This is a genomic window from Candidatus Limnocylindrales bacterium, assembly GCA_035626395.1.
GTDB lineage: Bacteria > Desulfobacterota > Binatia > UBA1149 > CAITLU01 > DASPNH01.
This window is the reverse complement of sequence record DASPNR010000041.1, coordinates 51,110-67,054: the sequence shown is the minus strand read 5'-3', so window position 1 is coordinate 67,054 and position 15,945 is coordinate 51,110. Positions and strand designations below refer to the sequence as shown.

Genomic DNA, 15,945 nt, shown 5'->3' with positions numbered 1-15,945 from the left:
CGCGCGAGCCGGCTGGCTCGTGAATGGATAGCGAGCGTCGAGCTCGCCATGTCGCGCGAGCCTCAGGCTTCGCGCTTTTCGGGAGGAACGCAGAAGTGAAGATCCTGGTCACCGCCAAGCGCGTGCCGGACCCCGAGTCGTCGATCAAGATCAATCCCTCCGGGGACGGGATCGCCGAGGCGGGCATCAAGTGGGTCGTGAACCCGTTCGACGAAATCGCCATCGAAGAGGCCCTGCGCATCAAGGAAAATCAGGGCGGCGCCGAGGTGGTCGTCGTGACGATCGGCACGACCGATTCGCAAGAGCAGCTTCGCACCGGACTGGCAATGGGCGCCGACCGCGCGATCCTGGTCAAGGCCGACAAGCCCGACACCACCGCCGTCGCCCGCATCCTGGTCAAGATCATCGAGAAGGAGCAGCCGAACATCGTCATCATGGGCAAGCAGGCCATCGATGACGACAGCAACGAGGTCGGCCAGATGCTCGCCCAGATGCTGGGCTGGCCGCAGGCCACCTTCATCTCCAAGCTGACGCTGTCGGGCGACAAGGCGTCGGCGGAGTGCGTGCGCGAGATCGACGGCGGCCTCCAGACCGTGTCGGTTCCGCTGCCGGCCATCATCACGACCGATCTGCGCCTGAACGAGCCGCGCTACGCCTCCCTCCCCGGCATCATGAAGGCTCGCAAGAAGCCGCTCGAGGAGATCGACGCCGCCAGCCTCGGCGTGGATCTGACCCCGCGAATTCGCATCAAGAAGCTGACGCCGCCGCCGCCGCGCCAGGGCGGGCGCAAGGTCGAGTCGGTCGACGAGCTGATCAAGGCTCTGCAGACCGAGTCCAAGGTTCTTTAAGGAGACAGGGAAGTGGGCAACGTACTCGTTTACGGAGAGCACGCGCACGGTCATGTGCCCAAGGCCACGGCCGTCGCGGTAAGCGCGGCCAAGAAGCTGGCCTCGGCCAGCGGCGGCGGACAGGTCATCGTCGCGCTTCTCGGCACGGGCCTCGGCGACGTGGCATCGCAGGCCGCCGCACTGGGCGCCGACAAGGTCGTGACGGTGGAGAACGCCGCGCTCGATCATGCCATCGCCGATATCACGGTGGCGGCGCTGAAGGCCGCCGCCGAAGCCACCGGCTGCGACAGCGTCGTCTTCGCCGCCACGTCCAAGGGCAAGGATCTGGCGCCGCGTCTGGCGGCCGCGATGGACGCCGCCATTGCCAGCGACGTCACCGAGATCAACGACGACGGCACGCTCGTTCGTCCGATGTGGGCCGGCAACGTCTTCGCCACGGTCGAGCTCGTCGGCGCGAAGAAGGTCGTGTCGGTGCGGACGACGGCCTTCGATGCGTCGAGCGGCGGCAGTGCTGCGGTGGAGCCGCTGAACGTCAGCGTTTCTTCGCCGGCCAACGGCGCCAGGTTCGTGTCGATCGAGGAGACCAAGTCGGACCGTCCGGTGCTGACCGAGGCGGCGCGCGTGGTCTCGGGCGGACGCGGCCTGAAGAACGGCGAGAACTTCAAGATCGTCCTCGAGCCTCTGTGCGACGCGCTCGGCGCCGCCATGGGCGCCAGCCGCGCGGCGGTGGACGCGGGCTACGTGCCCAACGATCTGCAGGTCGGACAGACCGGCAAGGTCGTGGCACCGACGCTCTACATCGCCGTCGGCATCTCGGGAGCGATCCAGCACCTGGCCGGCATGAAGGATTCGAAGGTGATCGTGGCGATCAACAAGGATGCCGAAGCACCGATCTTCCAGATCTCCGACTACGGCCTGGTCGGCGACCTGTTCACGCTGGTCCCCGAGATGACCGAAAAGGTGAAGGCGCTGGCCAAGTAGCCGTCGCTGCCATTCCATCCGCCCGCGCACGCGTGCGGAGCAGACAAGCGAAGGCCGCATCGATCATCGATGCGGCCTTCGTCGTTGAAGCGCGCCTTCGCCGAGCGGTGAACGGCGCTGGATCGTCCCGAGCCGGGAGCGGCAGCGCCGCCACGAATCTTGCCGGAGACGTCGCGTCAGTTCGCGAGCGTCACGGCCAGGCACGGCGGACACTCCAGGCCGATATCCTGCCCCACCGCATTCTTCAGGATGATGAGCGAATCCACGGCCGTGATGCTCACCGTCTGATTGACGTCGCAGATGCACAGCGCGCAGTTCTCGGTGCCCACGGCGGCCTTGAGCGCGAACAGCGCATCGCCCGCCTTGATCTCCATGTCGGCGCTGGTGTCACCGCAGACGAAGCAGTTGTTCAGCTGAAGGTGATCCACCTCGATGCCGCCGCCGGGATTGCTCAGCTTGATGCCGCTGATGCCCTGGCTGAGGTGGTAGCCGTAGAAGCGGTCCTCGGCGGTCTCGCCGGAGTTGCTGTTGTCGGCGTGCGGAAACGGCCCGAAGGTGCCGATCGAGGTGCCGGTGGGGCCGAACACCTCGAGCGTCACGCCGGCTCCAAGGCCACCATCGGTCCAGACCATTCCGGCCGTGGTCGGAAGGCCGCCCGAAGCCGTCGGGCTGAACGTGAACTGAATGCCCGCCGACCCGTTGCCGTTGAAGTAGGAATGTCCCGCCGCGCCGGAACCGTCGATCGATCCGTCATCGCCGTCAACCGAATCGGTGATCCCGCTCGGACCGATGAATGTTCCGTTGCCGGTCACACCAGGCGGCGTGAGCGTGCCGTCCTCGAAGTTCTCCACACAGACACCGACCGTCCCGACATCGAGCGGGCTGTCGGCTTCGCTGGTATAGGCGCTCGGCCCGAGCAGCATGGATTCGCCGTTGCCGGCAGCAGCAGGCGCGGCGAGCAACGCCGGAAAAAGGACGGAGACAGCCAAGCGGCGGGTCCAGAGCATGCAGACACCTCCTTTCGTCGTGAGCCCGTACGCAGCGACAGCAACGAGCCATGAGGAGTTCACGCGTCGCGTGCGCCGCGCCAAGTTGTCGGCGGCACGGCGCGGAAAGTCGAGCACTCCAACGGTTGCGGGCACCTCGTGGTCGATGCGCTTCATCCCGCAGCGACGCGCGGGGCTGCGCGAAGGAGCATGCGAGGGCGAACTTCGAGTTCGCGTGTTGTGGTCCTCGTATCGCTTGCTACAAGCGCCGCACGCGCATCTCGCGCGCCTCGCACAGCCTTCGAAGGAGGACCCATGAAAGCTGCCACTCTGCTTCTCGCCGTCGTCACGCTCGTCCTTGGCAACTCCGACACCGCGAACGCAGGCAAGCGCCTCACCACGGGATCGAGCGGGTTGGCGGATGGCGTGGAGTGCACGGTCATCAACGTCTCGGAAGACAAGCCCGCAATCGTCGAGATCAAGGTGCGCAATGCGTTCGGGTTCGTGGTGGCGCAACAGCCCGCGCAGGAGATTCTGCCGGGGTCGCGTGGATTGCTCGCTTTCAATGCCACCGACCTTTGGTGCGAGTTCGTGGTGATCTCCGGCAGCAGCAAGCAGCTGCGGGCCAGCTCGGTGATGTACGACGGCTCGCTCATGGTCAACACGGAGGTGGCGCGCGAGAAATAGCGCCCGGGAGCGTGAGCGCAGCCGCGTCGTGTTGCCGCGCCCGACCGCACGACCGCCAGCAGCCGCGCCGCGTGCGCCGCGCCCGACCGCACGGACCGCGAGCTGCCGCGTCGCGTGCGCCGCGGCAGCTCGCACGAACCGCCAGCAGCCGGGGAGCGGCGGCTTGATGCCGGGCTCCGCCCGGGATACCGCTCCAGGATTGTCGAGGGACCATCCTCGCCCCACCCCGCACTGGTCGACGCGCCTTCGCGCGGCAGTGTCATTGCCGTCCGCGGAGCAAGCCCTTTGGCCAAGAAGCCCAACTACCAGTTCGAGAAGCGAAAAAAGGAAGCCGAGCGTCGCCGGAAGAAGGAAGCCAAGCTGCTCCGCACCAGCACGGGCACGGGCACCGGCACCGGCACGGCCGACAGTACCGATGACGCGGCCGCCGATCCGTCCGCGCCGGAACAACCGCCCACCGATGCCGCACCGCTCCCGGAGAAGCCGTAGCGCTCCATCCCCGCATGCCGCGCGGCCGGTCACGACGAAAACACGGTGACAAGGCCACCCGATAAGCGTACAGTGCGGGCACGCTGAGGAACGCTCCTCGGCTTTCAGTCCTTCTGAACTAAGTCAGAATCTCTGGAATCACGTCTCTTAGCTCAGCCGCACACTGTCTTGCAGCCGAGCCGCATGTGCCGCTCGGCGGTTTTGCACTGGGGCGATCCGCACTGCGGCAAAGGATTCTGATGAGACTCTACGTCGGCAACCTGTCGAAAAAGATCACGGATGCTCAGCTCAACGAGCTGGGTGCTCCCTACGGAAAGCTGCTCTCCGCAGCCATCGCGACCGACCGCTCGAGCGGCGCCGCCAAGGGCTTCGGCTTTCTCGAATATTCCAGCTCCGACGAAGGGCGCAATGCGATCTCCGGCCTGGACGGGCGCGACGTCGAAGGCCAGCCTCTGCGGGTCAACGAGGCGAAGCCGCGTCGATCCGAAGAGGCTGCAAGGTAATTTCCACGGCCGCGAAGAATGCGAGAGATCCACGCGGGGATCTCGCATTCTCCGCCCCAGGACCTCAGGAAGCGCGATGAAACTCTACGTGGGCAATCTTTCAAAGGAAGTCAGCAAGGCCGAGCTCAACCGTCTGGCCGATCCGTACGGCAAGCTGGTCACGCTGAAGGTCGCAGTCGATCCTGCCAGCGGCAATCCGAAGGGCTTCGGCTTCGTCGAGTACAGCAACGCCGACGAAGGGCGTGCGGCCATAGCGGGCCTGGACGGGCGCGACGTGCGCGGCCAGGCACTGATCGTCGTCGAGGCACGCCAGCCGAAGCGGATCCCGTCGCGAACCGAACGCTGAAGTCAGCTGCGCGCGCCGAGCCTCGCAAGCATCGCCGACAGCTCCTCGGGGCTGATGTAGAAGTGCTCGCACACCCTGCCCCACAGCATCGCCGTCGGCACGTTCTTCCCACCCAGTTCCTTCTGCGTTTCGTGTAGCACGTAGAGGACGATGCGCTCCCGGCGCGTCAATCCGTCACGAGAATCGGGGATGTCGTCATCGCTGGCCATGAGCCGTGCGTACTCGGCTCCTCCAAGAGCGGACGTCGGCGTGTCAGTCAAGCGGCCGCGCCGATCGTAGGAGAGCGGACCTCACTCCTCGCGCTCGCGCCGCACCAGCACCTTCTTCCCGCGCAGCGTGGCACGCTTCATCGAGTGCACGATGTCGTCGGCGAGCGCGTCGGGCACCTCCACGAGCGAGAATCGGTCCGCGATCTCGATCGAGCCGATGTCGCGCGAGGTGATCCCGGCTTCGTTGGTGATGGCGCCGACCAGGTCGGCCGGGCGGATTCCGGCGCTGCGTCCCGCGCCGACCCACAGGCGCGCCACCTCGAACTGCTCGTGCTCGTCGACATAGGCCTTGGCGCGTCGCGGCTCTCGCCTTCCGTCTCGTCCGCGCTGCTCGCGCGGCGCGGCGGCAGGAATCTCGTGATCCTCGCGATCACCGCCCAGCGACGCGTGCGCCATGCGCACCGCGGCCGCCGCCACATCCAGAATGTCGAACTCCTCGGCCAGCGACTGGACGACCACGCGCACGTCGTCGAGATTGCCCTGCTCGAGCTGCTCGCGCACCGCTGCGGCCGTGGCTTCCAGGCGCCGGGCGCGCAGATCGGCCACGGTCGGAAGCGGCTCGACCTCGATCTTCTGCTTGGTCACGCGCTCGATGCTGCGCAGCAGATGATGCTCGCGCGGCTCGATCAGCGTGATGGCCGTGCCGCTGCGGCCGGCGCGCCCGGTGCGACCGATGCGATGGATGTAGGCCTCCGGATTGCACGGCACGTCGTAGTTGAAGACGTGGGAGAGGTGCTGGATGTCCAGCCCGCGCGCGGCCACATCGGTGGCCACCAGCAGGTCGAGTTTGGCCGCGCGGAAGCGCGCCATCACCGCCTCGCGCTGGCGCTGCTGCATGCCGCCGTGCAGCGCCTCGGTGCGATAGCCGTGCGCGCCGAGCGTCTCCACCAGCGAGTCCACCTCCAGCCGCGTGCGACAGAACACCAGCGCCGACTCCGCACTCTCGACGTCCAGCACGCGCTGCAGCGCCGCCTCCTTGTGCGCCCGCGTCACGACGTAGGCCACCTGCCGCACGCGCGGCACCTTGCCTGCCGGCTTTTCGCGTTCGATGGTGATGCGCTCGGGCTCGCGCAGATGACGCTCGGCAATGGCCCGCAGGCGCGGCGGCATCGTTGCCGAGAACAGCGCCGTCTGCCGGGTCTGCGGCGCCGTTTCCAGAATGGCGTCGATGTCCTCGGCGAAGCCCATGTCGAGCATCTCGTCGGCCTCGTCGAGCACGACGATGCCGATCGCCTCCAGGCCGAGCGTGCGGCGCCGCAGATGATCGAGCGCGCGTCCAGGAGTCGCCACGACGATGTCGGCGCCGCGGTCGAGCGCGCGGATCTGCTGCGGCATGGGGGCGCCGCCGTACAGGGGCACCACCGTCAGGTCCGTGCCGCGGGCGTACTTGTAGATCGCCTCCGATACCTGCATCGCCAGCTCGCGCGTCGGAACCAGCACGATGCCGCGCGTGCGTGCCGCGCCGGCCTTGCCGGCCTTGCGTGCGGCAGCGCCGGAGACAGGCGCGGCGGCGCGCACGTTCTGCAGCATCGGCAGGGCGAAGGCAGCGGTCTTGCCGGTTCCAGTGGCGGCCTGCGCCAGCAGGTCCTTGCCCGACAGGAGCAATGGAATGCACTGCGCCTGCACGGGCGTCGGCTCCTCGTAGCCGAGCCCGACGACGGCGGTGACCAGGGACTCGTCGAGGCCGAGCGTGGCGAAAGCGGATTGCGTGGATCGAGCGGAAGCGGGCATTGCGCATCCGACCATCGCAGGCAGGCGAGAGCAAAGCTCATCGCGCGATCCGCTGCGCCATCGCCTGTCGAGGCTCAGCGCGCCGCCGCCGTCGCTGCTCTCATTTCCGCTTCATCCGGGCGAGCCGGCCCGATGCCCGGGAAAGGTTCTTCGAGCGCAGCCAGTTGACGGCGCTCTGTTCGGACAGCACGTGCGCGTCCAGGAACGCGATCACCGCCGACTTGAGCCACTTGACCTCGTCGGCGCAAAGGCCTGCCAGCGACGGCGAACGGCAGACCCCGGGCGCGTCCAGGCTGCCGAACAGCTCGTGCGACGAGACGATCTCCTCGGCCAGACGATCGTGCAGGTAGACCGAGTACTTGTTGCCGCCGGGCATGCGGTGGAACGGGATCATGCGCTTGGCCCCCGAATCCGAATCGCTGCAGACGTAGCGCGTCTTGCAGTGATTGTCGCCGTCCCCGGTCAGCGTCATCACCGCAATGTCGTTGAGCCCCATCCACGAATGCTCTTTCGAGTCGGTCACGCCCGGCGCCCAGGCTGCCGTATCGAAGAGACCGTAGGTGTTGACGCCCATCGGCGACAGCGCCACCGCAGCCAGCGGCCGCCGCTCATGCCCGGCCGGAAACGGAGCGGGCACCTTGACGCCGTTGGGAAGCGCGCGCTGCAGTCCCACCGCGTTCAAGACGCTGCTGGTGCCGTTGGAGTGCCCGAGCAGCGCGATCCTGTCGGTGTCGATCCAGCCGTCGAGCTCGGTGATGACGCCGTCGTGCAGCGCATCGACGACCGCGGCGATGTCGTAAGGCCGGTCCCAGAGCCCGAGCCCGTTGATCGAGCGGCATCCCTGCAGCCGCGCCAGCAGGATGTCCATCACCTGCTCGACCAGCGGCGACTCCTCGTCATGCTCCTCGCCCATGTCGGCCAGGTGATCGAAGAGGCCGGGATGCGCGTCGATCAGCTCGTCGACGGCGATGGCGACGCCGCCGGCGCTCTGGCTCGCCTGCACCAGCGCCGCCGCCAGGTCCTGCAGCGTGGCCGACAGCGCCGCCGGGTCGGGCGTGACCGGGTAGCCGATGGCGTTGCACAGCGCGGTGCGATCGGTGCCGACGTTGGTTCCGTGCAGGACGTTGATGGTCAGGTAGCCGGCGCGCGCCAGCGCCTCTCCCCACTCCGGCAGCGTCGTGGCGGGATTGCGCGCATTGGGCTGCTCGCCGCCGCCGTGCGCAATGATCACCACCGGCAGCTCGGTCTCGGCGGCGCCCGGCGGCGTCCGGACGGCGATGCTGACGGTGCGCGAGAAGCCCCCCGCCGTCGTGTACGTGATCCGGTCGGTGAAGTTCTGCACCGGCACCGCGGCGGTCGAGGTCACGGCGCCCAGGCGGTAGAGGAACGCGTCGTTGGGAATGCCGATGGCGTTTGCCGGCGAGCTTGCGGCGAGCACGGCCGCACCGGCGGCAAGAAGAGCGGCGGCCATCGCCGCCGCCGGAAGCTGCGCAGGGCGCCGCGAGCGCGCGCGGCCTCCGGGTCGATCCGATCGCAAATCCGTGTTCATGCACCCTCCCGTGCCGGCGGCAGCGCCGGCAACGGCGCACGGTAGCGCATCGCCGCGGCGTGCTGCATCGGGCGAACACCTGAATTCCAACGGTGGCGGGACCGCAGCGATCGGCTATGGTCGGCGCCGATGCTCGTGGGACGCGAACAGGAGCGCGCCGCCATCGCGGCCGCGGTCGCCGATGCGCGCGCTGGTCGCGGTACGGCCCTGGCGGTGCGCGGCGAGGCAGGCATCGGCAAGACCGCCCTGCTTGCCTGGGCGCGTCAGCACGCCGGCGGCATGCAGGTGCTCGAGGCATGCGCCACCGAGACCGAAACGCACCTCCCGTTCGCGGCGCTGCTGCAGCTCCTCGAGCCTTTGCTCGAGCTGCGCGAGCGCCTCCCTGCCCCGCAGCGGCTGGCGCTCGAAGGCGCTCTGGCGCTGGCGCCGGCGGCAGCGGGCGACCGCTTCACCGTCTGCGTGGCCGCCCTCGGCCTCATGCGACTGGCGTGCGAGCAACGGCCGCTGCTGATCCTGGTCGACGATGCCCAGTGGCTGGACGCGGCCTCGGCCGAGTGCATCGGCTTTGCGGCGCGGCGCCTGCGCGAGTCGCGCATGACGATGCTGTTGGCGATCCGCGACGGCGAAGACGTTGCCGCCGCCCTCGATGCGATATCGGCGCTGCGCCCCTCGCCGCTTGCGGCAGAGCAGGCACGGACGCTGGTGACTGCCGCAGCCGGCGATCTATCGGCGCCGGTGCGGGAGGCCGTGGTGGCCGCAGGCGAAGGCAATCCGCTGGCGCTCGTCGAGATCGCCTCGTCGCTGGCGCCGCAGGAGCGCAGCGGCGATGCCCCGCTGCCGGCAGCGTTTCGCACGCGCAGCCGTCTGGCCACGCTCTTCGAGCGTCGCCTGCGCGCGCTCGAGCCGGCGGCGCAGGACGCGCTGCTCGTCGCGGCGGCGTGCGACAGCAGCGACCTCGCAATCATCGCTTGCGCCTGCCGCAACGCCGGCATCGACCCCTCGGCCCTGGAAGATGCCGAAGCCGCCGCGATCGTCGCCGTGTCGGGCGGGCGCCTGCGCTTCTCGCATCCGCTGCTGCGCAGCGCTGCCTACCACCGCGCCGGCGCGCCGCAGCGCCGCGCCGCCCATCGCGCGCTTTCGGCGATCGTCGAAGGCGATCGAAGAGCATGGCACCTGGCCGAGAGCGCGGCAGGCGCCGACGAGGAAGCCGCCGCGGCCCTGTCCGATGCAGCCGCACGCGCTTCGGCGCGGCGCGGATACGTCGAAGCCTCGTTGGCGTACGAGCGTGCCGCCGCCCTGTCGATCGACAAGGAGCTGCAGGCGCGGCGCCTTCTGCGCGCCTGCAATGCGCGCATCGCCGCCGGCCAGCTCCAGCGCGCGCTGGCGCTGCTGGACGCCGCCGTCGCGCTCGGCACCGGCGTCGGCTTCAGCCCGCGCACGCTGCACACGCGCAGCCTGTTGCTGCTGGGCGTGGGCGAGGTCGACACGGCGCTCTCGCTGCTGCGTACGCTGGCCGAAGCGGCCGAGACGGCGGCAGACGCGCCGATGGCGGCGTTCGTCACGGCCGATGCCGGCATGGCGGCGTTGCTGGCCGGCGACGTGCGCGAGCTGCTGCGGCTCGGTGGCCGGGCTGCCGAGCTGCTCGGCCAAGGCGGCGATGCGCTCGTCAAGGCGCAGGTCGGCGCGTGCCTGGCGGCCGGGCTGATCTTCCGCGGCCGCATGGCCGAAGGGCGCGCGGTTCTCGAGCGCGTCGAGCGCGACGTGCTCGACGTGCACGACCAGGAGCTGGCGCTGCGGACGCACTCGATGATCACCCATCTGCGAACGGCGCTGGAGTGCTACGAGCAGGCGCACGAGCACGCGGCGGCGGTTCTGGACTCGCTCGAGAGCATCTCCGCGCATGCCGCGCGCTCTGCGCCGCTCGGGCACGCGGCCGACGCCGCGCACAGGCTGGGCCTGTGGGATCTTGCCGAGCGGCAGTCCGATGAGGCCATCATGATCGGCGAGGAGACCGCCAACGGCGATGCGCTGCCGCGCGCGCTCATCGTGCGGGCACGCATCGCCGCCGCGCGCGGCGACGAGGAACGGGCACGCGCGTGCATCGAGCGGGCCCGGCGGCTGACCGATGGGCACGGCAATCGGACGATGCAGTCGTACGTGCTGACCGCGCTCGGGCTTCTGGAGCTGAGCATGGGCCGCGCCGACAGCGCCATCTCGGTGCTCGAGCAGGTCGAGGAGGTGGCCGTCGAGCGTGCGGGCCTGCTTCACCCGAGCATCCTTCCGTGGCGCCCGGATCTGGTCGAAGCGCTCGTGCTGACGGGACGCGTTGCCGATGCCGTCGCGGTCACCGAGAAGCTGCGGCTCGAAGCCGAGGAGACCGGGAGCGCGGTCGGCGCTGCGCTTGCGGCAAGATGCGAAGGAATGATCGCTGGCGACGGCTTCGAGGCGTGTTTCGAACGCGCCCTGGCTCTGGAAGCGCAGCGGCCGATGCCCTTCGAGCGGGCGCGCACGCTGCTGCTGTATGGCTCGCGACTGCATCGGGCGCGGCGGCGCATGCAGGCACGGCGATGCCTGAAGGAAGCCGACGGGATTTTCGAGAGGCTCGGCGCCCGGCCGTGGCGTGAACGGACGGCCGCGGAGCTGCGCGCGGCCGGTGCGCGGCGCCGCGGCGGCGCGACGGCAGCATCGGCCGAGCTGACCGAGCAGGAGCTGCGCGTGGCAACCGCTCTGGCGCGTGGCCTTACCATTCGCCAAGCCGCGGCCGCTTTGTTCCTCAGCCCGAAGACCGTCGACTCCCACCTCCAGCAGGTCTACGCCAAGCTCGACATCCACTCGCGAGCCCGCCTGGCGCTGATCGCCGCCCAGCGCGGCTGGCTCAGCTGATCTCGGTCTCGCCCGCTACGGCTTCCGACGCGGCGGCCAGGAAACCGCATTCTCCGGATTGGACCCCAGAGCTGCGAGGCGGACCTTCATCGTCTGGGCAATGCGGCGGCGGTCGTAGCGTTCGAGGATCTCGGCGCGTGCGCGCCCGCCGATGCGGCGCGCCTCCTCGCGATGCGTGTAGACGTGGCGCATCAGACTGCGCAGGTGCTCGACCGACGGCGCGGCCCACCGCTGGCCGCGGAACAGGCCCGGACGCGCCCATCCCTCCTCGGGCAGGTCCACCAGCTCGAAGTCGATGAGATAGGAGTTGCCGGCGTTCATGAACTCGGTGTTGCCGCTCCAGCCCGTGCCGATCGTGGGCAGCCCGCACGCCATCGCCTCCATGTACGGCCTTCCCCATCCCTCGCCGCGCGACGGCAGCACGAACGCATCGGCCGCAGCATAGAGAGCCGGCATCTTCTTCGGCGACAGCGCCAGCGGCAGCACCACGATGCGCGCCGTGGCCGCAGGGTCGCGGCCGAGCGCATCGCGCAGGTACGACAGCACCGCCGGCGCCGGATCGCCCGGCATGCCGGCGGCGCTCGTGCTGATCGCCAGCACCAGCGTGACGTCGTCGCTGGCCGCGAACTCGTCGCCGAACGCGCGCAGCAGGACGTCCCAGCCTTTTCGCGGGCTCCACGCGAAGACCGACAGGAACACGAAGCCGCGAGCGTCCGGGATCAGCAGAGGCTCGGCAGCGGCGCCGTACAGATCGGCATCGATGGCTTCGGGAATCACCACCAGCCTGCCGGCATCGACGCCCGCGGCAGCGAACGTCTGCGCGTTGAAGCGGCTCGGCACCCACACCTCATCCATCGCGTTGCAGCGCTCGACGCGGTCCTGCGGCAGCGAATCGGTCTCGAACATGGTCCGGCCGACATTGGCCAGCGCCTGGGGATGGCGCCAGAAGCGGATCGCCTGATGCTGGATGACGTGCACGAAGTCGGACGGCAGCCCTGCGCGTGCCAGCTCGGCAATGCGCGCGACCTCGTCTCCCGGCAGATCCGATGGCACGTGCCGCCACGGATACGCGTTCACGTAGACGTCGACGCCGGCCTCATCGAGCGCCAGCACGTAATCGCGCGCCTCGTTGGCGTATCCGCTGCGATCGAATACGGGCGCGGACCACAGCACCGCCGGCTCCCGCGCGCTGCGGACGCGGCCTGCCGGCGGCATCTGCCACGCTGCCGCGCGCGCGGCGATGACGTCGCTGCCGTCTTCCTCGCACCGTGCTTCATCGTCGCACCACAGGCTCGGCGCCCATCGCTCCAGAAACGCAGCCGCGGCCTCGCGCTCCAGGCGTGGCCCCGGCCGCGCACGCTCGTCGTGAACCAGCGTGCTGCGCGGGCAGTAGACGATCTCCAGACCGAGCTCGCGCATGCGCTGGCACAACGCCGCATCGGCATGGGTTCCTTCGAGCGCTTCGTCGAAGCCGCCGACGGCCAGCAGGCTCTTGCGGCGGATCAGCATGCCGGTGCCGGCGACGGCGCTGACGGCACGCGCTTGCCCGGCAGCCGGCGCCGCAGGCTCGGCTCCGCGATGGATCGGATACGGCAGAAGATCGGGCCCGTAGACCAGCCCCGCGTGCAGCAGCGTACCGTCGCGCGCCACGAGTCTGCTTCCGACCACTGCGGTGCCCGAGCTGGCGCGCAGCTCTTCGACCAGAGCGTCGGCCCATCCCGGCTGCGGCCACACGTCGTCATCGACGAAGACCAGGTGCTCGCCGGCGGCCGCGCCCGCGCCGGCGTTGCGTGCCGTGGCATCACTGGCGGTCTCGGAGACCGAGACGACGCGCACCGCCGCGGCAACCGCGCTCGCGATTGGCAGTGCGACGCTGCCGCACATCACCACGACCAGCTCGAAGGCAAGACGCGGGGAGTTCGTCTCGATGCGCCGCACACACGCGGCTGCACGGTCGGCACCGCCGCGCGCCACGAGGATCACCGATATCGACGGCGCTTGGGCCACGGGCGACCGCGCCTCAGCCGCCGGCGTCTGCACCTCGGCCGCGGGCGACGGCGCCTCGGCCGCCGGCGTCTGCACCTCGGCCGCGGGCGACGGCGCCTTCGACCGTGCGACCTCGATGCCGCTTTGCTGCAGCCGCTCGATGACGATGTCCGCGACCTTGCCGTGCCGGAACCGGTCCAGCACCGACTGGCGCGCAAGAGCGCCTCGACGTGCCGCCGCGTCGCGGTTCTCGAAGACCGTGCGCATCAGCGTGCGCAGATGATCGAGCGACGGCTCGGCCCACAGCGTCTGCTCGGGCGTGTGGAAGTGCACCGGCAGGCTCGGATCGTTGTGCGGCACGAGCGTGTATTCGATGAGATACGAGTTGTGCTCGTCCATGAAGTCGGTGTTGCCGCTCCACCCCGTGCCGATGGTGGGCAGCCCCGACGCCATCGCCTCCATGTACGGGCGCCCCCAGCCTTCTCCTCGAGACGGCAGGACGAACGCGTCGGCGCTGCGATAGAGGCGCGGCATCGTGGCGCCGTCGACCGTGCCCGGGCACAACACGACGCGCGGCGCCCGCGCCGGGTCGCCGGTGTGCTCGCGAATGAAGTCGGTCAGCTCCCTCAGCGGCGAGCGCAGCGAGGGCGACACTCGCAGCAGCAGCGTGACGTCCTCCTCGCAGCGGAACTCGTCGAGATACGCTTGCAGCAGCAGCTTCCATCCCTTGCGCGGTCCGAGCAGGAAGACGGAGAGGAACACGAACCCGGTCACGTTCTCGACGGCCAGCGGGGCCACCGACGGCCCGTACATGCGCTCGTCGATCGTCTCCGGAATCACGAACACGCGCTCGGCGTCCACGCCCGAACGCACGAATGCCTCCAGGTTGAAGCGGCTCGGCACCCAGATCTGGTCCATCTGATTGCAGCGCGGCACCCAGCCGTTCGGAATGCGGTCGGTTTCGTTCATCGTACGGCCGATGGCGATATGTTCCTGCGCCTGCCGGCGAAAGAAGATCGCCGGCCGCGAGACGATGCTGACGAAGCTCTGCGGCGCGCGCTCGACCAGGAACGGATCGAAATCGACGACTTCATCGAGCGAGCTGGGATTGCCGTGGGCGAACGGGCTCGCCAGCGTCTGCACGCCTGCCCGCTCCAACGCCGTCAGAAAGCCGCGCGTGCTCTCGGCGTATCCGCTAGGACCGAAGACGTAGCCCGACCACAAGAGCGCAGGCCTGCCCTGCACGCGCGAGCGCAGCTGCAGGCCCGGCGGCCGCTCGGCAACGGAACGATCGAGCTGGATGGCCTCGAGCGCCGGCGACCACTTGTCGCCGAAGTAGCGGCGGTCGGAGGCGGCGGTAGCGTCATCGACGTCGGTTGCCGCGGCGCGCACGACGCCCTCCGAGCAGCACAGCACGGGGCGGCCGTGCGCGCGCAGCCGCAGGCACAGGTCGGCATCGAAGCTGCGCACGCGCAGCCGCTCGTCGAACCCGGCCATCTCGATGAAGCGCGAGCGCTCCATGACCATGCCGTCGACGCCGACGGCCGGCACGCCGCTGACCGCGCCGACCGGCGCCTGGCGCAGCGGGAACGGCTCGTGGCGATACGGCAGTGCGACCGCATCGATGCCCTGGCCGTATTCGGCCGAAACGGCCGCATCCAGCGCCGCCGCGTGCAGAGCGGCGTCTGCGTGCAATGCGCCGTCCGCCTGCAACGCCTGGCCCGCCTCCCTTTTCGGCCCGACGGCGCCCGCGCGCGGATTGGTCTGCAGCGCCTGGATCATCGCGGTCAGCCATCCCGGCTGAGGAACGGTGCCCGCATCGAGGAAGGCGATGTAGCGGCCGCGCGCCGCGCGCACGGCGGCATTCAAGTCGCTCGGGGTCTTGCCCTCGGCCACCACCACCTGCAGCGACAGGCGCTGCGCCTCTTCGCCAAGCGCCGCCATCGTCGCATCGGTCGCGCCGACCGGTCGCACGATCACCGAACACACCGGGATCCAGGCGGCCGCTTCCGCGTAAACGGCATTCACGAAGATCCGCGGCGCCAGCGACTCTTCGAGCTCCTCGACGCGCAGGCCCCTCTGGTGCACCAGCGGCAGCGGCTTGTCCGGCGTCGCATGCTCGAGGTCGAGGCGCAGGCCCGTCACCTCGCAGCCGCTGTGCCGCAGCAGCTCGATCACGCCGCGACGCGTGAAGCCGCGCACACCGTGCGCGCTGCCCGCAGTGCCGCCCGCCGCGCCGCCCTGCGCGCTGGTCGATGCCAGCGCCAGAGCGCGTGCATGAGCGGCAGACGGTGCTTCCACAATCAGATGTCCGCCCGGAACCAGGAGCCGCAGCGCCGAAGCAAGCGCGAGCGCCGGGTCGGCGGCGCGCTCGAGCAGGTCACTTGCAATGATGCAGTCGAAGGAGCCCGGGGGAAGGCGGGAGGTGTCGGCCGCCGCGACGACCTCGTCGCAGTGCTCCCGGGCCTGGCGCACCAGCGTGGCGTCGCCGACGACGCCGATGACGTGGCGGTCGGGCCTGCGCAGCTTCAGCAGCAACGCGGCGACGCCGCGGCCGCAGCCGAGATGGAGGATGCGGCGCGCGCAGGAAGGGACGAGATCCGCCACGCGGGCCAGGTCTGGATCGCGCGCGGCCGAAGGAGCGGCGCGCGGCGGCGTCAACGTCACGCGAGCTCGTTGCCGGCGCC

12 protein-coding genes are annotated in these 15,945 nt (G+C 69.8%); 7 read left to right on the top strand and 5 right to left on the bottom strand.

The features are described 5' to 3' along the window. Window positions 1-95: 95 nt before the first annotated feature. Both VEC57_15800 and VEC57_15795 read left to right on the top strand, forming a co-directional pair. Window positions 96-848 (top strand): electron transfer flavoprotein subunit beta/FixA family protein, encoded by a 753-nt coding sequence (locus tag VEC57_15800; protein ID HYC00598.1) that lies wholly within the window; start codon window positions 96-98, stop codon window positions 846-848. A gap of 12 nt (window positions 849-860) precedes the next feature. Continuing rightward, window positions 861-1,829 (top strand): electron transfer flavoprotein subunit alpha/FixB family protein, encoded by a 969-nt coding sequence (locus VEC57_15795; protein ID HYC00597.1) that lies wholly within the window; start codon window positions 861-863, stop codon window positions 1,827-1,829. Window positions 1,830-2,005: 176 nt separating this feature from the next. On the opposite strand, the gene VEC57_15790 is transcribed toward VEC57_15795, so the two are convergent. Continuing rightward, window positions 2,006-2,836 carry a hypothetical protein gene (locus VEC57_15790; GenBank protein HYC00596.1) on the bottom strand — a complete coding sequence of 277 codons (831 nt, stop codon included), beginning with the start codon at window positions 2,834-2,836 and terminating at the stop codon, window positions 2,006-2,008. 294 nt (window positions 2,837-3,130) lie between these two features. Between VEC57_15790 and VEC57_15785 the strand changes: the two genes are divergently transcribed. The 4 genes from VEC57_15785 (at window position 3,131) to VEC57_15770 (ending at window position 4,840) form a co-directional block, all read left to right on the top strand. Next, complete coding sequence (locus VEC57_15785; protein ID HYC00595.1) at window positions 3,131-3,502, top strand: hypothetical protein; 372 nt, start codon at window positions 3,131-3,133, stop codon at window positions 3,500-3,502. A 285-nt stretch (window positions 3,503-3,787) separates the two neighbouring features. Beyond that, window positions 3,788-3,991 carry a hypothetical protein gene (locus VEC57_15780; protein ID HYC00594.1) on the top strand — a complete coding sequence of 68 codons (204 nt, stop codon included), beginning with the start codon at window positions 3,788-3,790 and terminating at the stop codon, window positions 3,989-3,991. 239 nt (window positions 3,992-4,230) lie between these two features. Continuing rightward, complete coding sequence (locus tag VEC57_15775; GenBank protein ID HYC00593.1) at window positions 4,231-4,494, top strand: hypothetical protein; 264 nt, start codon at window positions 4,231-4,233, stop codon at window positions 4,492-4,494. A 76-nt stretch (window positions 4,495-4,570) separates the two neighbouring features. Continuing rightward, window positions 4,571-4,840: an RNA-binding protein gene (locus VEC57_15770; protein ID HYC00592.1), complete on the top strand. Its 270-nt coding sequence runs from the start codon at window positions 4,571-4,573 to the stop codon at window positions 4,838-4,840. Between the two features lie 2 nt (window positions 4,841-4,842). Here the strand turns inward: VEC57_15770 and VEC57_15765 are convergent, their stop codons facing one another. From VEC57_15765 to VEC57_15755, 3 genes are all read right to left on the bottom strand, one after another. After that, the gene (locus VEC57_15765) at window positions 4,843-5,100 is read right to left on the bottom strand and encodes a hypothetical protein (protein ID HYC00591.1); all 258 of its coding nucleotides are present in this window, start codon (window positions 5,098-5,100) and stop codon (window positions 4,843-4,845) included. A gap of 30 nt (window positions 5,101-5,130) precedes the next feature. After that, a complete protein-coding gene (locus tag VEC57_15760; protein HYC00590.1) occupies window positions 5,131-6,840 on the bottom strand; it encodes a DEAD/DEAH box helicase in 1,710 nt (569 codons plus the stop codon). Between the two features lie 100 nt (window positions 6,841-6,940). After that, window positions 6,941-8,389 (bottom strand): hypothetical protein, encoded by a 1,449-nt coding sequence (locus VEC57_15755; GenBank protein HYC00589.1) that lies wholly within the window; start codon window positions 8,387-8,389, stop codon window positions 6,941-6,943. 129 nt (window positions 8,390-8,518) lie between these two features. On the opposite strand from VEC57_15755, the gene VEC57_15750 reads away from it, so the two are divergent. Next, window positions 8,519-11,272: an AAA family ATPase gene (locus tag VEC57_15750; protein ID HYC00588.1), complete on the top strand. Its 2,754-nt coding sequence runs from the start codon at window positions 8,519-8,521 to the stop codon at window positions 11,270-11,272. A 15-nt stretch (window positions 11,273-11,287) separates the two neighbouring features. On the opposite strand, the gene VEC57_15745 is transcribed toward VEC57_15750, so the two are convergent. Beyond that, window positions 11,288-15,925, bottom strand: a complete 4,638-nt coding sequence (locus VEC57_15745; GenBank protein HYC00587.1) for a glycosyltransferase — start codon at window positions 15,923-15,925, stop codon at window positions 11,288-11,290. Window positions 15,926-15,945 lie beyond the last annotated feature (20 nt).